Here is a 19,333-nt window from a genome sequence, read left to right as displayed (position 1 = left end):
GGCGACTGGGGGCGGCCCCGTATACGACGGCGGGGTGGGGGGGGTTCCCCCGAACCCCCACCACCCGTCACGCATGTCCCTCTGTCACACCGCGTGCGTCAGTGGTCCCTCGTCCACATCGGCTCAGTAGGCGCCGAAGACGTTGTCGATCGAGCCGTAGCGGTCGGCGGCGTAGTTGCACGCTGCCGTGATGTTGGCGACCGGGTCGTAGCTGTCCATCGACGTGCCGGGCACGTGGTAGGCCTGGAACGTCGGGTCGATGACCTGCAGCAGACCCTTCGACGGGACGCCGTTGATGGCGTTGATGTCCCAGTTGTTGATGGCCTGCGGGTTGCCACCGGACTCACGGATGATGTTGCGGTGGATGCCCTCGTAGGTGCCGGGGATGCCGTGCTCGGCCATGACGGCCAGCGACTCCTTGATCCAGCCGTCGAGGTCGTTGGTGTAGGCGGTCTTCTCGGCCGCGGGGGCGGCTTCGGCTGCCGGCGCGCCCTCGGCGGTGAGCGACGTCGTGCGCTCCGAACGGTCGGCGCGGTCCGCGCCCTTCTCCGCGCGGCCGGAGGCCTTGTCGGCGGACTTGCTCTCGCCCTTGACCGAGATCGTGAGCTTCAGGCCCGCGTGAATCAGGTCGGGGTTCGAGCCGACAGCCTTCTTGTTGTCCTTGTACAGCGCCTCCCAGCCACCGCTCACGGAATGCTCGCGAGCGATCTTGGCGAGAGTGTCACCGCGGACGACGGAATAGGTGGCGGACTTGGACTTCTGCGCGGCAATTCCCTTGCCGGACACAGCAGTCGAGGTTGCGGCCTTTTCCACGACGGCAGACGGGGCCGGGGCGGCGAAGGCGCCGGTCGCACCGATGAGGGGCAGGGCCAGAGCAGCTCCGCCCGTGCTCACGGCGATGATGCCGCGGGTGAGCGAACTGGTCCTGGAACGACGGTGCTTACCGTTTTCGGGCATGCTGAATTCCTCTCCGTCGCCTGCGAAGTGAGCTGTCGGGTTCGAGCTGGAGATGCCCGGCCGCACCTGAATGCGACTTCACCCCGAGCCGATCCGGCAACCGGATCGGCACTTACCTGGGTCCCCCGCTCCTGCCGTACGAGAAGTAGTCGGGTTACCGGACGGCGGCAGGATTCGGCGTTCCGTCCGGGAGTGATGGTGACCGTAGGCGAGAAATGCGGAAAGGAACAAGCCCGACGTGGTGATCACAATTCATTCGCAAGATCCATTCACGGGAATTCATGTAATCCACCGCACATCGCGCCATCCATTTCTCTTGGCACGTAAGGGCGCCGACCCCGGCGTCAGGGCGTGAGGAGCCCGTAAGGTGACCCTGGTCACGGAGTCCGATTCGGGCGGTTTGCTCCAGCGCGAAGGGGTCCAGGTCACACGAAATGGCCTTTTATGGATTACGGGACTAATTCCAAAAAACAATCTAAACCGGACATACAACCCACATGGCCCAGTTGCGGCATATGCGGACTGATCATGTGGGATCGATGCCTTCATGACCGAGACGCCTCATGCCTCGACCCCCCGGATCACGGTGCTGCCCGTCCAGCCCGGTGATCCGCCGTTCCGGATCGTGGAGATCGACGGAGAGGTGATCGGGGGTGCCACCGGGATGGCCGATGTCCTGCTGGCCGCCGCGGCGGGAATTCCGGTCCATGATCTGGACGACCCCGATTCCGTGCGGTGGGTAGGTGGCGGCAAGCTCAGCTGGACCCCCCGTTGAGCGGCCGGAGAACCGCACCGGGCCGGGCGGCGGACATGGCCGCGCGGGCACCCGCACCGAGACGGCGGGGGCGCCCGCTCACTCCGCGACGACCGTGGTCCGGCCGCAGGAGACGGCGGTGATCACGCCCTCCGGGTAGCGGCTGCCCGGCCCCCGGAAGGGCGGTGGTCCGGACTCGCGGCGTCAGTCCATCAGGCCGGCCGCGACGGTCGCGCCCAGTTCCCAGCACGCCTCGGTGTCCGCCCTCCCGGGCTCTCCGGTGACGGTCACCGCCTCGGCGGCGCGGCGCCACCCGAGTCCTGTGGTGATCGTCTCGATACCCCGCACCGCTCCCGTGACGTCGTTACCGCCGTGGACGTAGAAGCCGAAGGGGCGGCCCTTCGTCGTGTCGAGGCACGGGTAGTAGATCTGGTCGAAGAAGTGCTTCAGAGCACCGGACATGTAACCGAGGTTCGCCGGGGTGCCGAGCAGACAGCCGTCGGCGGCGAGCACGTCGGACGCGGTGGCCGACAGCGCGGCCCTGCGCACGACGCGTACGCCCTCGACGTCCTCCGTGGTCGCACCGGCGACCACCGCCTCGAACAAGGCCTGGCAGTTGGGCGACGGGGTGTGATGCACGATCAGCAGAGTGGCCACACCCCGACCCTGCCGCCCTCGCCCGCCGGGCGCAAACCCCGGGCCTCCCCCGGTGGGTGGACACCGGATTCCGCCACGCCACCGAAGCGTCGCACCTGACCCGCGCCCTCGAAGCGGTGCCGCCGGACCCGCCTCACCGGAGCGTCGTACCTGACCCGAGTCGCCGGACCCGTACCGAAGAGACCGCGCAGCCCGATCACCGCCGGCCCGTCCCTGTCGCCGAAGCCTCACGTCCGGGCGGGCCGGGGGTGCCCTTCGGCTCCGGCCGCTCCGCCGCGCAGGCGGTCACGGTCACCGGATCCGGGCCATCACCTGCCCGATCGGGCAACGCCGTCACGCCGGTCGTCTATGACGACGGTCAGGTCGGGCCAGTGCCCGGCCCACTGCTCCGGCCCGTCCGCGGCGGGAGACCACCCCGGGCCGAGGCTTCGGTCCGGCAGGAAGCGCACGCGGGTCCCCGTGGATCCGTCCGACCCCACGGGTTCCAGGTCCGTCACCGGGACGCCGTGTTCGTAGCGCCGGCTCCAGGATCCGTTGACACGCCGGTTCGTGTGGACCAGCCACTCGCTCAGCGCCGCGACGACCGACATGCCACGACGCGGATGCCCGTCCGGGAGCCGCTCCGCGTCCGGGAGGTCGAAGAACCGTAGGTCCTTCGTGGCCATGACGGGCTTCTGCACCGCCCGTCCGGTCTCGTCGAACCTGGTGTCGGTGCCCCGTCCGTCGTCGCTCACGGACACGGAGCCGTCGCTGTGCAGCGTGACCTCACAACGTCCGCCGCCCCGGCTCGCGGCCTCGTCGGCGGCGTACGCGACGACCTCCAGGACGAGGTGCCCCGGCCCGCCGGGGGCGAACCGGGCGGGATCCTCGCGGATCTGTCCGAGGTGGCCGGCGTCCACCAGGCCTGACCAGTCGTGCGTGGTGTTGGTCCAGGAAGCTCTTGATCCATCCATCCGGCCAGTATCCAGGGCCCGCTCTTCCCCGATCCGGGCTGCCCGGGTCTCCTGCTCGACGACATCGTCCGCGGGGAGAGGACCGGCGCGTACCCCAGGTACGCGATACGCGCCGGGTACGGGATGCGCCCCTGCTCAGGCCATCGGCCGGAAGCCGCGCAGCCGGAGGCTGTTGCCCACGACGAAGACCGAGGAGAAGGCCATGGCCGCTCCGGCGATCATGGGGCTGAGCAGACCGGCGGCGGCGAGAGGGAGGGCCGCCACGTTGTAGGCGAACGCCCAGAAGAGGTTCGAGCGGATCGTGCCGAGCGTCCTGCGGGAGAGCCTGATCGCGTCGGCGGCCACCCTCAGGTCCCCGCGCACGAGGGTCAGGTCCCCCGCCTCGATGGCCGCGTCCGTGCCGGTGCCCATCGCGAGCCCCAGGTCCGCCTGGGCGAGGGCGGCTGCGTCGTTGACGCCGTCGCCGACCATGGCGACGCTGCGCCCTTCGGCCTGGAGCCTCCTGACGACGTCCGCCTTGTCCTGCGGCAGCACCTCCGCGATGACTTCGTCGATCCCGACCTCCTCCGCGACGGATTCGGCCACCGCCTTGTTGTCGCCGGTCAGCAGGACCGGCCTCAGCCCCAGGGAGCGCAGTCGCCGTACGGCTTCGGCGCTGCTGTCCTTGACCGCGTCGGCGACCTCCAGGACCGCGCGCGCCTCGCCGTCCCAGGCGACCGCGACGACGGTACGGCCCCGCCTCTCGGCCTCCTCCTTCACGGTCCGGAGTCCATCCGGCAGGCTGACGGCCCACTCGGCCAGCAGCCGCTCGCGTCCCACGAGTACGGAGCGGCCCTCGACGGTCCCCCGGACGCCGAGACCGGCGATGCCGGTGAAGTCCCCGGGCGTGGGCAGCGCACCGGTCCGGGCGGCCGCACCCTCCGCGACCGCGCGCGCGACCGGGTGCTCGGAGGAGTGCTCCAGGGCTCCGGCGAGGCGGAGCACCTCGGTCTCGTCGGCGCCATCCGCGGGGTGGACCTTCAGCAGGGTCATACGCCCCGTCGTGACGGTGCCGGTCTTGTCGAGGAGGATCGTGTCGGCCCGGCGGGTGTTCTCGAGGACCTCGGGCCCCTTGATCAGGATGCCCAGCTGGGCCCCGCGCCCGGTGCCGACCAGCAGAGCGGTGGGGGTGGCCAGGCCGAGGGCGCACGGGCACGCGATGATCAGCACGGCGACCGCGGCTGTGAAGGCCGCGGTGAGCCCGGCACCGGATCCGAGCCAGAAGCCGAGTGTGGCGATCGCCAGCCCGATGACCACCGGGACGAAGACGGCGGAGACGCGGTCGGCCAGACGCTGCGCCGCGGCCTTGCCGTTCTGCGCCTCCTCCACCAGGGCAGCCGTCCGGGCCAGCTGGGTGTCGGCTCCGACCCGGGTGGCCTCGACGACGAGACGTCCGCCCGCGTTGAGCGTCGCCCCGGTGACGGAGTCGCCCGTGGACACCTCTACGGGAACCGATTCGCCGGTGAGCATCGAGAGATCGACGGCGGAGGATCCCTCGACGACCGTCCCGTCGGTCGCGATCTTCTCGCCGGGGCGTACGAGGAAGCGGTCTCCGACGCGCAGCGCGGCAGTCGGCAGGGTGACCTCACCGCCCTCGCGCAGCACGGTGACCTCCTTGGCCCCCAGTTCCATGAGCGCCCTGAGCGCGGCTCCGGCCTTGCGCTTGGAACGGGCCTCGAAGTAGCGGCCGGCCAGGATGAAGGCCGTGACTCCGGCAGCGGCCTCCAGGTAGATGTTCCCCGCTCCGTCGCCGCGGGCGATCGTGAGGTCGAAGGGGTGTGTCATGCCCGGTGTGCCCGCGGTCCCCAGGAACAGCGCCCACAGCGACCAGAGGAAGGCGGCCGACGTGCCCAGCGAGATCAGCGTGTCCATGGTGGCCGCGCCGTGGCGGGCGTTGGTCCAGGCGGCCCGGTGGAAGGGCCAGGCCGCGTAGGTCACGACCGGGGCCGCGAGCGTCAGTGAGAGCCACTGCCAGTAGTCGAACTGCAGCGCCGGCACCATCGCCATCGCGATCACCGGCACCGCCAGCAGCACCGCCGTGACGAGCCTCTGCCGCAGGGAGAGCATTTCGCCGTCGGGGCGGCCGGTCGGGTCGTCCCCGTCCTGGCGACGGACGTCCGTGGACGGGTCCGGACCGGAGCGGGCGGGGGCCGGAGGGCGGGCCGTGTAGCCGGTGGCCTCGACCGTGGCTATCAGCTCGTCGACCGAGACGGCCCCGCTGTAGGTGACCCTGGCCTTCTCCGTGGCGTAGTTGACGGTGGCCTCGACGCCTTCCATGCGGTTGAGCTTCTTCTCGATCCGCGCCGCGCAGGAGGCACAGGTCATGCCACCGATGGCGAGCTCGACCCGGTCGGCGCCGGGCGTCGTGGGAGTCATGTCCTGCTCCTCTTCGAACGGGAGCCAGTATACCCCTGATGGGTATCCGGGAGATCTTCATGTATACCCCCCACCCGTATATTCGGCAAGCTTCCGCAGTGATACTTGCGTATACCCCACCTAGGTATACGCTCGAAGGTGTCGGACCCCGTGGGCCCCGCTTCGGGCCGCAGGACAGGAGCATTCATGAACCCCGCCGCGAAGATCACCGCGTTCACCGCCGCGCTCGCGGCCTCCTTCGGCGCCGCATTCGGGATCGGAGCCACAGCGGGCCCGGAGACCGGCCCCACCCCCGCGTCCGGGAGCGCCGAGCACACGGGAAGCGGCCCGGCGCACCCCGAGGGGAAGCGCACCGGCCCCCCGGCCGGAGGGCTGCAGGTCTCCGACGGCGGCTACACGCTCGACCTCATGACGCCACGGGTGGAGGCCGGGCTGCGCGGCGAACTGCGCTTCGCCGTCCGTGACGGGAACGGCCACGCGGTCACGCGCTTCCAGCAGGCGCACGACAAGGAACTGCACCTGCTCCTCGTCTCCCGCGACCTGGCCACCTATCGCCACCTGCATCCCGTCCGCGCCTCGGACGGCACCTGGAGCACGCCCGTGGAACTGCCGGCCGCCGGGGACTACCGGGTCTTCGCCGACTTCACCCCCGAAGGCAGGAACACCCGGGGTCTGACCCTGGGGGCGGACCTGGCCGTGTCCGGACCGTACAAGCCGGCCGAACTCCCCAAGCCCTCACGGACGGCCGGGGTCGACGGGTACACCGTCGAGCTCAACGGCACCCTCCGCCCGGGCGTCCCGCGGCATCTGGTCTTCACGGTGCGCAAGGACGGCCGCCCCGTCACCGATCTCCAGCCCTACCTCGGCTCGTACGGCCATCTCGTCGCCCTGCGCGCCGGCGACCTGGCGTATCTGCACGTCCATCCGGACGGGGCGCCCGGCGACGGCTCCGCCGAACCGGGCCCGTCCGTCTCGTTCACTGCTACGGCACCCGGCCCCGCCTCCTACCGTCTGTTCCTGGACTTCGAGCACGAGGGCGAGGTCAGGACCGCGGCCTTCACGGTACGTTCCGGAGCCGCCACCGGCACTCCCCCGCCGGCCCAGCCGTCGGACGGACACGAGGAAGCCCCCTCGGACGGGCACGAGGACGAGGGCGGGACCCACGGACACTGACGTCGCGGTTCGCGGGGAGTCCCGAACGCCCGGCGGATCCGGGCCGGTTCACCGCCGGCCACTGCCGGCCCGGCTCTGTGGGCGTCTCCTCGGCGCTCGGAGCGGGCTGTTCGAAGGCTTGCCTGCCGTATTTCCGTAGCCCACCCGGCTTGGACACGCCCGTCGCGCATAGGCTCGGCTCATGGATGGCTCGATATGGGTGGGTGTACGGGAGCGGGTGCTGGCTCTCATCGCCGCGCCGGCCGGCGACCGCGTCTTCGGCGCGGCAGGGCACAAGTTCTCGCTCGAGGACCCTTTGACTCCCGCGGAGCTGGCCGACCTCGAAAGTCAGACGGGTGTGTCGCTGCCCGGGGAGTACCGCGACTTCCTGCTCCATGTCGGCGCCGGTGGTGCCGGGCCCTCGTACGGCGTGTATCCGGTTCGACTCGTTCAGGGTCGCTGGCGGTGGGAGGGGGACGGGGCCGAGCTGGCCGACCTGTCCCGCCTCGCCGAGCCGTTCCCGCGTGAGGGCGCCGATCCCGAGGCTGTCCAGCTGCTGCTGTCCGAGCGTCCGGAGGAGGAGGACTTCGAGCAGATCGAGGACTTCGACGACGCCATCGAGGCCTGGGATGAGCGCTGGGAGCCCGTGATGTGGTCGGCGGACCGGACTGTCGGCGCGGTCGTGATCTCGACGCTGGGTTGCGCTGCTCGCGAGTGGCTGATCATGAGCGGCCCTGAGCGTGGGAGCATCTGGTCCGACAACAGGGTGGACGACGAGGACCTGAAGCCGCTTCTCGATGACACCGGTGGGCCGATGACCTTCGCGCGCTGGTATCTGACATGGCTGGAGAAGGCTGAACGTCAGCCGGCGTCGGCCCTGGCAGCGGGCTGAGTCAGGGGCTCGGCCGAACTCTTCGCGGGCTTCCTCGTCCAGCTGTCGGTGCGGGTGCCCTTGCGGACAGGTCGTCTGTTCATGAGCATGACGGGAGTCCGGCCGCTGTGGATTCGCCGTGCTGGGGCAGGCGCTCGTGGTCGCGGACCTTGCGGCGGGCGTTCATGATCCAGCCGAATGTCCTCTCGACGCGTCAGCGGCGCGGCGGGACGACGAAGCCCTTCGGGTCCTTGGGGCGGGAGGACGGAGATGAACAGCGGCCAGGCCATCGGTGCACGACGAAGCCGCCGTCCCGGAGCATCGTTGCGAAACGATCCGTCACGTGTCGGCCCGCATGCAGACCAGCCCGTCCCGGCGGTCCCAGGACTCCACGACGGTGAATCCCAGGCGCTCGTAGAGACCGATCGCACCGGTCCGCCACTCCCAGACGGACAGCCGGACCGTACGGACACCCGACTCCGCCGCCTGCGCGAGTGCGGCGCGCACGAGCGCGGATCCGACGCCTTGGCCACGGTACGCATCGTCCGTCCACAGCCTCTTCAGCTCGGATTCCCCGTCGACGGGCGCGGTGACCACCGCGCACCCCACGGCGCGCCCTTCCGCCGAGGCGACCAGGACGACGTCGTCCGCGAAGGCGGCCACAGGGTCCAGGGCCTCGGCCCGGTAGCGCTCCGGCAGCGCGTCCACGCCCTCGACCTCCTCGCCCTTCTCCGCCTGGGTCCTCAGGTGGTACGCGGCGAGGAGAGCGGCCGGTCCCGGCCGGGAGGCGTCCCCGCCGGGCCATCGGCCGACTTGGACCACTGTTCGATGAGTCATGGAGTGAGGCTCGCACACCCGGCGGCGCTCACTTCATCGAGGTCAGCCGCGCGAGGGTCTGCTCCAGCTCCTCGCGCAGGGTACGACCGGCCGCGTCGGCGTCGCCCCGGGCGATGGCCTCCACCAGCAGCGCGTGTCCCTCGTCGCCGTGGTTCGGGTCCGCCGAGCGCAGATCGAGCAGTTCCAGCATGTCGATCAGGCCCTGACGCAACGCCGGGACGAATTCGGTGAACAGCGCGGTGAGCACCGGGTTGTGAGCGGCGGCGACCACCGCCTCGTGCAGGGCGATGTCCGCGTCGACGAAGGCCGCGTCCCCCGCCCGCGCAGCAGCCCTGCGCCCGGCCAGGGCGTCGGTGAGGACGTGGACGTCCTCCTCGGTACGCCGGCGCGCGGCCATGCGCGCCGCCTCCACCTCGACGGCCGTGCGGACCTCGTAGACGTCGGTCACGGCCGCCCTCCGCAACGCGGCGGCCCAGTCCTCACTCGGCTCGATCGCGATGACGAAGACACCCGCCCCCTGACGCGCCTGCACCAGCCCCGCTCCGGCGAGGGAGCTCAGGGCCTCGCGGACCGTCGACCGCCCCACGCCGAGGGATGCCGCCAGGGCCGTCTCGGCGGGGAGCCTCGTCCCCACGGGCCAGTCACCCGCGGCAATGCGTTCGCGCAGGTGCTGGGCGGCCTGCTCGACCAGGGGTGAGGGCTTCAGAGGTCCCAGTGGCATGGGGTGTCACCTTCCCGGGAAAACCCCTCAGGTTGTCTGAGGAATTGTCGGGGGCTACCCTACCCGGCATGCCTCTGAACGAGCTCCGGAAGGCCGGGTGGACGGGGTGACCGCCCGGGGTGCCGGTCAGGACACCTGCGGCTTCTCCGTCCTCACCGCCTCCGTCGACGCGGTCATGGCCGCCGTGAACCGGGCTGGGGCGACGAACCGATGACGGACACACGACCGGTGCTCCGGGCGAGCGGGGTGGACCTGGTCCGCGACGGCAGGCACCTGCTCAGCGAGGTGTCACTCACCGTGCGGGCGGGCGAGCACTGGGCCCTGCTCGGCGCCAACGGCGCCGGCAAGAGCACGCTCCTCGGCCTCCTCGGCGCTCTCACCCATCCGACCCGTGGCGGCGTCGAGGTCCTGGGTCACGAGCTGGGACGGGTCGATCTGCGCCAGCTGCGCACCCTTGTCGGCCATGTGGATCCGCGTCACGCCCCGCGCTCGACGCTCAGGGTGAGAGACGTCGTGCTGACGGGGCTGACCAGCAGCATCGAGCCTCTTCCGCGTTGGCACCCGACGGCCGCGCAGCGGGACCTGGCGGACGAGCTCACCGTGCTGCTCGGGCTCGAAGGCCGACGTGACGCGCGCTGGCCGACGCTGTCGCAGGGAGAACGGGGGCGCGCCCTGATCGCGCGGGCCCTGATGCCGGGGCCGCGGCTGCTCCTCCTCGACGAACCGGCGACGGGTCTGGACGTCGCCGGTCGCGAGCAGCTGATCGAACGCCTCGACTCGCTCCGGCAGGGCTCGCCCGAGCTGGCCTCGGTCCTCGTGACACACCACTTGGAGGAGCTGCCGCCCGGTACCACCCACGCGATGCTCCTGCGCGAGGGCCGGTGTCTGGCGTCGGGCCCCGTCGACGAGGTGCTGACGAGTGATCAGGTCAGCAAGTGCTTCGACCATCCGGTCCGTCTCAGCAGGTTCGACGGGCGATGGAGCGTGCGTACGGACCGACGGCCGCGTTGATCGCTCCACGCCGCGGGCCGGTCCTCAGGACGGCATCACCAACCAGCGCCGCCCGTCGAGCAGTTCGCGGACCGCGTCGATGTGCCCGGCGTGGCAGGCGGTCTCGGTGATGACGTGCAGCATCACGTCCCGCAGGGTGTGCAGGTGCTGTTGACCGTGGCTGGACGGCGGCCACCAGGCGAGGGCTGCGTCCGGGGCGGAGCCCTCGATGACGCCGTCCGCCCGGGATGCCTCCGCCCGGTACCGCGCGAGAACCTCCCGGGAGGGCGTCCCAGGCCGCACCGCCCAGGCGTCTTCCGCCCCTTCCAGGGCCGCGATCACGTCCGGGTCGCCCGACACGACGGCACGGAACCAGAAGCGTTCGACGTCGAGGGCGAGATGGCGGACCAGGCCCAGACAACTCCACCCGGAGGGCAGTACGGGGCGGTGCAGGGCGTCCTCGTCGAGACCGTCCAGGGCTCCGAGCACATGGGCGCGCTGGGACCGCAGGACGCCGAGCAGCGCGGCGGTCTCCGGATGGGCGGACCCGGTCACTTCGCGATCTCCCATATGTGGCCGCCGGGATCACGGAAGGAGGCGGTGCGGATGCCCCACGGGCGGTCCATCGGACCGTTCAGCAGCTCGACCCCACGAGCGGCGAGCTCCTCGCACTTGGCGTCCACGTCGTCCACCGTCAGGGTGAACACCTGACGGGAGCCGGTTCCGGCGGGTGCGACGGGCGCGGGTTCCATCAACTCGGGTGCCGCCGTGGCATCCAGCAGGTTGACGAGGGTCCCGCCGAAGCGGAACACGGCTGAGTTCTCGTTCTCGTAGTCGACCGGGAGGCCGAAGACCTCCCGGTAGAACTCCTTCGTGGCCCGCAGGTCCTCGGTGACGAGCGTGATCGCTGTGATGACGCCCGTCCATGGCAGTTCGTGTGTGGTGTCCGGCATGGTCACGCATCCTGTCCGAGAGCGGCCCCCCTGTACAGGGCCGCGCCCGGTGCCTGCCCGGCCGGCCCGCGCCGCGGACGCGGGGCCGGCGGCCGCCTGCGGAGCGGTCCTCCGTCGACGACGGACCGAGGGTGAACCACCTGGCCCCGGTCACCCCCTTTCGGACTACGCACCCGGCTTGCCGCACCCCCGGTCCGCGGAGGGTCAATCACGGACCAGGCAGGGCCGCTTGGCGTCGAAGGTCCAGCCCGGCACGAGGTACTGCATCGCCTGGGCGTCGTCCCGTGCTCCGAGCGCCTTCTCGCGGTAGAGCTCGTGGGCGGCGAGCAGCCGGTCCGTGTCGAGTTCGACGCCGAGGCCGGGGGCGTCCGGTACGGCCACCTCACCGCCGCGGATGCGGGGCGGTTCGACGGTGAGCCGCTCCAGGCCTTCCTGCCAGATCCAGTGCGTGTCCAGGGCGTTGTAGTCACCCGGGGCCGCGGCGCCGCAGTGCGTGATCATGGCGAGGGAGATGTCGAAGTGGTTGTTGGAGTGGCAGCCCCAGGTCAGTCCCATCTCGTTGCACAGCTGGGCCACCCGCACCGAGCCCTGCATGGTCCAGAAGTGCGGGTCCGCGAGGGGGATGGACACGGACTGCAGGGCCAGTGCGTGGGTCATCTGGCGCCAGTCGGTGGCGATCATGTTGGTCGCGGTCGGGAGGCCCGTCGCGCGGCGGAACTCGGCGAGGATCTCGCGTCCCGAGTAGCCGTCCTCCGCCCCGCAGGGGTCCTCGGCGTAGGCGAGGACCTCCCTCAGCGGGGTGCACAGCTCGATCGCCTCGCGGAGCGACCACGCGCCGTTGGGGTCCAGGGTGATCCGGGCCTCGGGGAAGCGGTCCTTGAGCGCGCGTACGGCTTCCACCTCCTGCGCACCGGCGAGGACCCCGCCCTTGAGCTTGAAGTCCTGGAAGCCGTAGAGGTCGTGGGCGGCCTCGGCCTGGCGGACGATCGCCTCCGGGGTGAGCGCCTCCTCGTGGCGCAGGCGGTACCAGTCGGTGTCGGAGCCCTGCTCGCGGACGTAGTCGAGCCCGGTGCGGCCGGGGTCGCCGACGTAGAAGAGGTAGCCCAGCACCCTGACGGAGTCCCGCTGCTGCCCGTCGCCGAGCAGCGCCGCGACGGGGACGTCGAGGTGCTGGCCGAGGAGGTCGAGCAGGGCGGACTCGACGGCGGTGACTGCGTGCACCGTGGTCCGCAGGTCGAAGGTCTGGGCGCCGCGCCCGCCCGCGTCACGATCGGCGAACCTGCTCCCGATGTCGCGCAGGACGCGCTTGTAGTCGCCCACCTTCGCGCCGACGACCAGCTGCTCGGAGTCGCGCAGGGTCCGGGTGATCGCCTCGCCGCCCGGCACCTCTCCGAGTCCCGTACGGCCGTCGGAGTCCGTGAGCACGACGATGTTGCGGGTGAAGTAGGGGCCGTGGGCGCCGGAGAGGTTCAGCTCCATCGAGTCGCGTCCCGCGACGGGGTAGACGGCGAAGCGGGTGACGGTCGGCTGGTTCATACGGGTCGGGTTCCTTGAGGTGCGAGCGGTACGGACGGACGGGGTGCGGTGTTCAGAGGGCTAGTACGTCGAGTGCCCACTCGGCGGCCAGGACGCCACCGAGACCGAGCACGGCGAGGACGGTCGTGTAACCGGTCCGGACTTTGATGGCCTCGATGACCGAGAGGTTGAAGTACTCCTTGAAGAGCCAGAATCCGGGATCGTTGACGTGGGAGAAGGCGATCGAGCCGCACGAGACGGCGAGCACCATCATCTCGGCGTGGGTGCCGCTTCCCGCGAGGAGCGGGAGCACGACGCCGGAGGCGGTGACCACGGCGACGGTCGCCGAGCCGAGGGCGATGCGGAGGATGGCGGCGATGAGCCAGGCGAGGATGATCGGCGAGACGGACCAGTGTTCCGTGAGGTCCTTGATGTAGTCGGAGGTACCGCCTTCGACGAGTACGTTCTTGAAGGCTCCGCCCGCGCCGATGACCAGCAGGATCATGGCCATCGCCTGGGCCGCGGAGGCGCAGGACGAGCTGACGTCCGCCAGGCTGCGGCCGATCCGCGGTCCGAACGCCCACGCGGCCAGGAGCAGGGTCAGCAGCAGCGCGATGGGCGCCGAGCCGACGAAGGCGACACCGTGGAGGAAGGCGCTCTCACCGGTGGTGAGCATGTCGGTGACGGCGGCTCCGGCGATCAGCACCACCGGGAAGAGGGCCACGAGGAGCGACCATCCCATGCCGGGCATCTCCTCGTCGGTGAACTCCCGCTCGCTGACCAGCCCTTTGGGTATGGAAGGGTTCAGTGCCCTGACGAACGGCAGGCGGGGCCACACCAGCGCGACGAGCGCGCCGACGGGTACGGCGATGAACAGCCCGTACAGGAGGGTGTGTCCGACGGAGGCGTGGAAGGTCGCCGCGACGGCGGTGGGGCCGGGGTGCGGTGGCAGGAAGCTGTGCATGGTGGACAGCGAGATCGACATAGGAAGCCCCACCCACAGGAGGTTCGCTCCGGTGACCCTGACGAGGGTGAAGGCGACGGGCACGATGATGATGAAGGCGACCTCGTAGAACATGGTCACGCCGATGAGCATCGACGTGACCACCATGGCGAGCTGGACCCCGCGCGGGCCGAAGGCGTCGAGGAGCTTGCCCGCGATCCGCTGCGCGGCCCCTGAGTCACCCATGATCCGCCCGACCATGGCACCGAGGCCGATGGTGAGCATGGTGTCGCCGATCTGGTCCCCGATGCCGGCGGAGAGCACGTCGGGGATCTCGGCCGCCGGGATGCCCTGGACCAGTGCGACGCCGACCGCCACCAGCAGCAGGGCGGCGAATCCGTTGAACTTCATACGGGTCATCAGGAGCAGCAGCACGAGAACGCTGATCCCGACTACGAGGAGCGGCATGTCAGTTCCCCTTCGAACTGTCGGACGGTGGGGGCGGGCGCCGCCGGCCGCGGGGCGCCCCTGGACGGGGGCGGCCGGCCGGCGGGTGGGGGCGCGTGCCGGGCGGAGGTCAGGCGCCGCGGAGGCGGGGCGCGCCGACGAGTCCCAGCCCGGCGTCGAGGACCTTCTCCAGTGCGGCGAGGTCTGCCTCGCCGGGGTCGGTGAGAGGGGCGCGGACGGGGCCGACGGGCAGGCCGCGCAGCCGGGCCGCGGCCTTGACCAGCGAGACGGCGTAGCCGGGGACACGGTCGCGGAGTTCGACGAGGGGGACGTAGAAGTCGCGCAGCAGCGCCTTCGTCCTCGAGTCGTCCCCGTCCCGCAGGGCCGTGAAGAAGGCGTCGGCGATCTCGGGTGCGAACGCGTGGACCGCCGAGGAGTAGGCGGGGACGCCGACGGTGGCGTAGGCGCGCGCCTGGATCTCGGCGGTGGCGGCCCCGTTGAAGAAGAGGAATCCGTCCGGCGCGGCGAGGGTGAGGCGCTGGAGCCGGTCGAGGTCGCTGTGCCCGTCCTTGAGCCCGATGACGGTGGGGATCCCGGCTATTCGGCGTACCCCGTCGGCGGTGAAGGTGACCGGGCCGCGCTGGTAGGCGATCAGCGGCAGCCGGGTGCCGGACGCGATGCGCCGCAGTTGCTCGACCAGCCCGTCCTGCGGTGCGGCGACGAGGTAGTGCGGCAGGACCAGCAGGGCGTCGGCACCGGCGTCCTCCGCGATCCGGGCGAAGCGCAGCGCCTGCGCGTAGCCGTAGCCGACGCCCGCGACGACGGGCAGTCGTCCGTCCGCCACCTCGACGCAGGCCCGGACGACCTCGCGGTACTCGTCCTCGTCGAGCGCGCCGAACTCCCCGGTGCCGCAGGCCGGGAACACCGCGCCGGGCGCGGTGGCCAGTTGGCCGGTCAGGTAGGCGCGGTACGACTCCAGGTCGAGTTCGCCGTCGCCCCGGAAGCTGGTGAGGGGGAAGGAGAGCACCCCGCCCGCCATCCCGTCGCGCAACCGCTGGGCCGTCTCCTCTGTGCCCGCACCGAACCGATCCACAACTCTCATCTCCATATGCAGATGGCGTACATGTATGAGAACGGAGGTTAGGCGGGTGAACACGACGCGGTCAATGGGTGCGTCGGGATGGATCGGGAAGCGGTTCTCCGCGAGCGGCCGGAAGAGCACGCGGGCGGGTTCGCGACCGGGTCACGAACGGGATCCGCACGGGCCGGTGCTCCGGGGCGACGGGCGCCCGGGACGTCCGCCCGGGGACACCGGCGGGAGCAGCGGCAGCCCGTAAAGTGTGGGGATGCCGGAGAACAGTGGAGTGCGCGGAGTGAAGTCGGCGTCCCGCACCGTCGCCCTGCTGGAACTCCTCGCCGCACGGGGCGACCGCCCGGCCCGTCTCGACGAACTCGCCGAGGAGCTCGGCGTACCGCGCAGCAGCATGTACCAGCTGCTGCGGACACTCGCCGGCTGCGGGTGGGTACGCACCGACACGACGGGATCCCTGTACGGCATCGGCATCCGCGCCCTGCACACCGGGACGAGCTATCTCGACAGCGACCCGCATGTGCGCGCCGCCCGCCCCTACCTCGACGAGGCCTCCGACGCCCTCGGTGAGACCATCCACCTGGCCAGGCTGGACGGGGCCCACGTCGTCTATCTCGCCACTCGCGAGTCGCACGAGTACGTGCGCACCCTCAGCCGGGTGGGCCGCCGCATCCCGGCCCACGCCGGTGCGCTCGGCAAGGCGCTGCTCGCCGAACGCCCCGACGGGGCGCTTCCGCTGCCCGATGGGCCTCTGACGCCGCGCACGGAGAACACCCACACCGAACGCGGTGCGCTGCTGCGGGACCTCGCCGGCGTGCGCGGACGCGGCTACTCCGTCGACCGCGAGGAGACCGTGGAGGGCATCGCCGGTTTCGGCTTCGCCCTGCGCTACGACACCCCGGCCCTGGACGCCATCAGCTGCTCGGTGCCGGTTGACCGGCTGAGTGAGGAGCACGAGGCACGGGTCGTGGCCGTCATGCGGGAGATCCGCGAGAAGATCGAGAACGCCGTGGTGCCGGCGCCGGGCGCACCCGACTGGCGCTGAGCGCGCCGCTCACCGCAACCACCGGCGCCGGCCGCCCCGGAGACGCCCCGCCGCGGCCGGAGCGCGCCGGATCCGGTCAGGGCAGCAGCGCGTCGAGCAACCGGTCGACGTCCTCGTCGCACGTGTAGGGGGCGAGACCGACCCTTACCCCGCCGGCTTCGCCCAGCCCGAGCCGGTGGGACGCCTCCCAGGCGTAGAAGGATCCGGCCGGCGCGTCCACACCGCGTTCGGCCAGACGCCGGGAGACGTCACCCGGTTCGCTGCCGGCAACCGTGAACAGGGTCGTCGGGGTACGCCGCGCGGCACGCGAGTACACCGTCACGCCCTCCATCGCCGCCAGGCCCTCCTCGACGCGCGCCCGCAGCCGGTCCTCGTGCGAGGCGAGCGCCGCGAACGCCCGGAGCAGACGCTCCCTCCGACTGCCGGAGCCGGGTACGAGCCCGGCGAGGAAGTCCACGGCCGCCGTCGAGCCGGCCAGCAACTCATAGGGCAGTGTGCCGAGTTCGAAGCGCTCCGGCACCGCGTCACTGGACGGCAGCAGTTTGTCGGGGTGCAGGCTGTGCAGCAGTTCGCGCGTGCCGGTCAGCACTCCGAGATGCGGTCCGAGGAACTTGTACGGCGAGCAGACCAGGGTGTCCGCGCCGAGCGCCGCCAGGTCGACGGCGAAGTGCGAGGCGTAGTGCACCGCGTCGACGTGCAGGAGGGCGCCGGCCCGGTGGACGAGACGGGCCACTGCGGGCATGTCGGGACAGGTGCCGATGAGGTTGGAAGCGGCGGTGACCGCGACGAGCCGGGTACGGGGGGACAGCACGTCCTCGATGTGCCCGGTGTCCAGCTCACCCGTCGTGGTGTCGAACTCGGCCCAGCGGACCGTGGCCCCGACCGCTTCGGCGGCCTGGATCCACGGCCGGATGTTGGAGTCGTGGTCGAGGCGGGAGACCACCACCTCGTCCCCCGGTCCCCAGCTCTTGGCCATGGTGCGCGCGAGGTCGTGGACGAGCTGTGTGGCGCTGCGCCCGAACACCACGCAGTCGGCGTCCGACCCCAGCAGGTCCGCCAGGGCCAGCCGTGCTCCGGCCACGATCGCCTCGGCGTTGCGCGCGGCCTCCGTGAGGGTCCCCCTGTTCGCCAGGGGCCGGGTCAGAGCGCCGGCGATCGCGTCGACGACCTGCTGGGGCGTCTGGGTGCCGCCCGGTGCGTCGAAGCGGGCGGTCCCCGCCTTAAGCGCCGGGAAGCAGGAACGAATCGCCTGTACGTCGAGGGTGTGGCCGGTGGTGTCACTGCTCAAGGTCTGCTCCGGAGGGACGAGGTGCGGATGGCCGGAAGGGGGACGGGGCTCCGTCTGGGTCAGAACGGGTAGCGCTCGATCTGCGCCTGGGCGGTGATCCACTGCACCTCCGAGAAGGTGTCGAGACTCGCCCGGCCACCGAACCTGCCCCCGGTTCCGGATGCCTTGCTGCCGCCGAACGGAGCCACCGCCTCGTCGTCCACCGTCTGGTCGTTGATGTGGACGGCGCCCGAATCGATGCGGTCGGCCAGTTCCCATGCGGCGAAGGCGTTCCCGGTGAGGATGGACACCGACAGCCCGTACTCGGAGGAGTTGACGAGCTCGATCGCCTCGTCGACGGTCTCGTAGGCGACCACGGGCGCGACCGGGCCGAAGACCTCCTCCGCGAAGGCCGGGGAGTCGAGCGGCACATCGGTCAGCACGGTGGGCCGGTAGAACAGGCCGTCGTAGGTACCGCCGGCGGCGAGCACCGCCCCCTGCTCGACGCTCCGGGTGACGATCGAGTGGATCCGGTCGCGCTGCCGCTCGTCGATGACGGGACCGAGGGCGTTGGCGGGGTCGGTGGGGTCACCGACCGGGAGGGCGTCCGCCTTCGCCGCGAGCGCGGCGGCGTACTCGGCGGCCTGGGACACATGCACCAGATGACGGCCCGCGGCCATGCAGATCTGCCCCTGGTGCAGGAAGGAGGCCCACGCCCCGGCCGACGCCGCGGCTTCCAGGTCGGCGTCGGGGAGTACCAACAGGGCGTTGTTCCCGCCCAGTTCGAGATGGACCTTCTTCAGGAGGGGCGCAGCGGCCGTACCGATGGCACGCCCCGCCGGGGTGGACCCGGTGAACGAGATGCACGGGACGCCGGGGTGCGCGACGAGCGCCTCGCCGACATCGGCGCCCCCGGGCAGCACATGGAGCAGCCCCTCGGGCAGCCCTGCTTCGGCGAGGAGTTCGGCGAGGGCGAGACCACCGGAGACGGGTGTGCGCGGATCGGGCTTGAGGACGACCGCGTTGCCCGCCGCCAGGGCAGGTGCCACGGACCGCAGGGCGAGGATGGCCGGGAAGTTGAAGGGGCTGATGACGCCGACGACCCCCAGGGGCACCCTGCGGACGGCGGAGAGCCGGGGCTTCGAGCTCCGCAGCAGTTCGCCGTACGGCTCGGAGGTGAGGGCGGCCGCCTCGTTCAGCTCGGCGATCAGAAGACCGGCCTCGAACCGCGCCTTGCCCTGCCCCGAACCGGATTCCGGGACGAGCCACCGCACGATGCGGTCCGGGTCCTGCGACAGCAGGGCGGACGCCCTGATGAAGACCCGCGCCCGCTCGTCGTACCCGAGCTTCGCCCAGGCGCGCTGCGCGGTCCTGGCCCGGGCGACGGAGGAGTCGACGTCCTCGGCGCCCGCCACGCCCACGGTCGCGACGACCTCACCGGTGGCGGGGGCGGTGACCTCCGCGGTGCCGCCCCCGGCGGCGCGCCAGGTGCCGTCGAAGATCTTTCCGTACCAGGGCGGCGTGGCGGCGGGGGCGGAGTCTGTGCTGGTCATGAGGAGTTCCTTGTCGCGAGTCGGCTTCGGTGCGTTCGGTGGGTACTCGGACCTGCCCGGCCCTTCGATTGCACCACAGGCCTCGTGCACGCCGGCGCTCCGCCGGCCCGGGGACGCGTCCAGGGCGCACGGAAGCGGGGGCCGCCCCTTGGGACGGCCCCCGCTCCGGGAGTCCTGTGCCGCGCCGTTCCGGCGGCAGCGCCTCACCTCACC

18 protein-coding genes and 1 riboswitch are annotated in these 19,333 nt (G+C 71.4%); of the genes, 5 read left to right on the top strand and 13 right to left on the bottom strand.

Annotation, left to right across the window (positions count from 1 at the left end; genetic code table 11):
- Positions 1 to 123: 123 nt before the first annotated feature.
- Positions 124 to 957: a transglycosylase SLT domain-containing protein gene (locus tag ACFXOA_RS13090; protein ID WP_385026099.1), complete on the bottom strand. Its 834-nt coding sequence runs from the start codon at positions 955 to 957 to the stop codon at positions 124 to 126.
- A gap of 4 nt (positions 958 to 961) precedes the next feature.
- Positions 962 to 1,147, bottom strand: a riboswitch (cyclic di-AMP (ydaO/yuaA leader).
- A gap of 357 nt (positions 1,148 to 1,504) precedes the next feature.
- Here ACFXOA_RS13090 and ACFXOA_RS13085 point away from each other — a divergent pair.
- Complete coding sequence (locus ACFXOA_RS13085; RefSeq protein WP_385026095.1) at positions 1,505 to 1,732, top strand: hypothetical protein; 228 nt, start codon at positions 1,505 to 1,507, stop codon at positions 1,730 to 1,732.
- A 183-nt stretch (positions 1,733 to 1,915) separates the two neighbouring features.
- On the opposite strand, the gene ACFXOA_RS13080 is transcribed toward ACFXOA_RS13085, so the two are convergent.
- The 3 genes from ACFXOA_RS13080 to ACFXOA_RS13070 form a co-directional block, all read right to left on the bottom strand.
- The gene (locus ACFXOA_RS13080) at positions 1,916 to 2,368 is read right to left on the bottom strand and encodes a flavodoxin family protein (RefSeq protein ID WP_385026089.1); all 453 of its coding nucleotides are present in this window, start codon (positions 2,366 to 2,368) and stop codon (positions 1,916 to 1,918) included.
- A 308-nt stretch (positions 2,369 to 2,676) separates the two neighbouring features.
- The gene (locus tag ACFXOA_RS13075; protein ID WP_385026086.1) at positions 2,677 to 3,321 is read right to left on the bottom strand and encodes an ATP-binding protein; all 645 of its coding nucleotides are present in this window, start codon (positions 3,319 to 3,321) and stop codon (positions 2,677 to 2,679) included.
- 135 nt (positions 3,322 to 3,456) lie between these two features.
- Entirely contained in the window at positions 3,457 to 5,736 is a 2,280-nt protein-coding gene (locus tag ACFXOA_RS13070) for a heavy metal translocating P-type ATPase (protein WP_385026083.1), read from the bottom strand.
- Positions 5,737 to 5,922: 186 nt separating this feature from the next.
- Here ACFXOA_RS13070 and ACFXOA_RS13065 point away from each other — a divergent pair, with 186 nt between their 5' ends.
- Positions 5,923 to 6,909 (top strand): hypothetical protein, encoded by a 987-nt coding sequence (locus ACFXOA_RS13065; protein ID WP_385026080.1) that lies wholly within the window; start codon positions 5,923 to 5,925, stop codon positions 6,907 to 6,909.
- Between the two features lie 181 nt (positions 6,910 to 7,090).
- Positions 7,091 to 7,780 carry an SMI1/KNR4 family protein gene (locus ACFXOA_RS13060; protein WP_385026077.1) on the top strand — a complete coding sequence of 230 codons (690 nt, stop codon included), beginning with the start codon at positions 7,091 to 7,093 and terminating at the stop codon, positions 7,778 to 7,780.
- 318 nt (positions 7,781 to 8,098) lie between these two features.
- Here the strand turns inward: ACFXOA_RS13060 and ACFXOA_RS13055 are convergent, their stop codons facing one another.
- Positions 8,099 to 8,596: a GNAT family N-acetyltransferase gene (locus ACFXOA_RS13055; RefSeq protein WP_385026074.1), complete on the bottom strand. Its 498-nt coding sequence runs from the start codon at positions 8,594 to 8,596 to the stop codon at positions 8,099 to 8,101.
- A 28-nt stretch (positions 8,597 to 8,624) separates the two neighbouring features.
- On the bottom strand, positions 8,625 to 9,317 hold the full coding sequence (locus ACFXOA_RS13050) for a FadR/GntR family transcriptional regulator (protein ID WP_385026071.1): 693 nt from the start codon (positions 9,315 to 9,317) through the stop codon (positions 8,625 to 8,627).
- Between the two features lie 210 nt (positions 9,318 to 9,527).
- Between ACFXOA_RS13050 and ACFXOA_RS13045 the strand changes: the two genes are divergently transcribed.
- Complete coding sequence (locus tag ACFXOA_RS13045) at positions 9,528 to 10,328, top strand: ABC transporter ATP-binding protein (RefSeq protein WP_385026068.1); 801 nt, start codon at positions 9,528 to 9,530, stop codon at positions 10,326 to 10,328.
- Between the two features lie 24 nt (positions 10,329 to 10,352).
- Here ACFXOA_RS13045 and ACFXOA_RS13040 read toward each other — a convergent pair whose 3' ends face one another.
- The 5 genes from ACFXOA_RS13040 to ACFXOA_RS13020 all read right to left on the bottom strand — a co-directional run bounded on the left by ACFXOA_RS13040 (position 10,353) and on the right by ACFXOA_RS13020 (position 15,267).
- Positions 10,353 to 10,877: a DinB family protein gene (locus ACFXOA_RS13040; protein ID WP_385026065.1), complete on the bottom strand. Its 525-nt coding sequence runs from the start codon at positions 10,875 to 10,877 to the stop codon at positions 10,353 to 10,355.
- Positions 10,859 to 11,260 (bottom strand): VOC family protein, encoded by a 402-nt coding sequence (locus tag ACFXOA_RS13035; RefSeq protein WP_385026062.1) that lies wholly within the window; start codon positions 11,258 to 11,260, stop codon positions 10,859 to 10,861. The genes ACFXOA_RS13040 and ACFXOA_RS13035 overlap by 19 nt, the downstream gene beginning before the upstream one ends.
- 204 nt (positions 11,261 to 11,464) lie before the next feature.
- Positions 11,465 to 12,796: an enolase C-terminal domain-like protein gene (locus ACFXOA_RS13030; RefSeq protein ID WP_385026059.1), complete on the bottom strand. Its 1,332-nt coding sequence runs from the start codon at positions 12,794 to 12,796 to the stop codon at positions 11,465 to 11,467.
- A 52-nt stretch (positions 12,797 to 12,848) separates the two neighbouring features.
- The gene (locus ACFXOA_RS13025; RefSeq protein ID WP_385026056.1) at positions 12,849 to 14,186 is read right to left on the bottom strand and encodes a gluconate:H+ symporter; all 1,338 of its coding nucleotides are present in this window, start codon (positions 14,184 to 14,186) and stop codon (positions 12,849 to 12,851) included.
- A 109-nt stretch (positions 14,187 to 14,295) separates the two neighbouring features.
- Positions 14,296 to 15,267, bottom strand: coding sequence for a 5-dehydro-4-deoxyglucarate dehydratase (locus tag ACFXOA_RS13020; RefSeq protein ID WP_385026053.1), 972 nt, complete (start codon positions 15,265 to 15,267; stop codon positions 14,296 to 14,298).
- A gap of 244 nt (positions 15,268 to 15,511) precedes the next feature.
- On the opposite strand from ACFXOA_RS13020, the gene ACFXOA_RS13015 reads away from it, so the two are divergent.
- Positions 15,512 to 16,300 (top strand): IclR family transcriptional regulator, encoded by a 789-nt coding sequence (locus tag ACFXOA_RS13015; protein ID WP_385026050.1) that lies wholly within the window; start codon positions 15,512 to 15,514, stop codon positions 16,298 to 16,300.
- A 76-nt stretch (positions 16,301 to 16,376) separates the two neighbouring features.
- On the opposite strand, the gene ACFXOA_RS13010 is transcribed toward ACFXOA_RS13015, so the two are convergent.
- Together ACFXOA_RS13010 and ACFXOA_RS13005 are read right to left on the bottom strand one after the other, a co-directional pair.
- Positions 16,377 to 17,588, bottom strand: a complete 1,212-nt coding sequence (locus ACFXOA_RS13010) for a cysteine desulfurase-like protein (RefSeq protein ID WP_385026047.1) — start codon at positions 17,586 to 17,588, stop codon at positions 16,377 to 16,379.
- A 59-nt stretch (positions 17,589 to 17,647) separates the two neighbouring features.
- Positions 17,648 to 19,120: an aldehyde dehydrogenase family protein gene (locus ACFXOA_RS13005; protein WP_385026044.1), complete on the bottom strand. Its 1,473-nt coding sequence runs from the start codon at positions 19,118 to 19,120 to the stop codon at positions 17,648 to 17,650.
- Between the last annotated feature and the right edge of the window lie 213 nt (positions 19,121 to 19,333).

The sequence above is a fragment of the Streptomyces sp. NPDC059166 genome (genome assembly GCF_042755185.1).
Taxonomy (GTDB): domain Bacteria; phylum Actinomycetota; class Actinomycetes; order Streptomycetales; family Streptomycetaceae; genus Streptomyces.
Note: the sequence above shows the minus strand (reverse complement) of the source record. Positions and strands in the feature narration are given on the sequence as shown.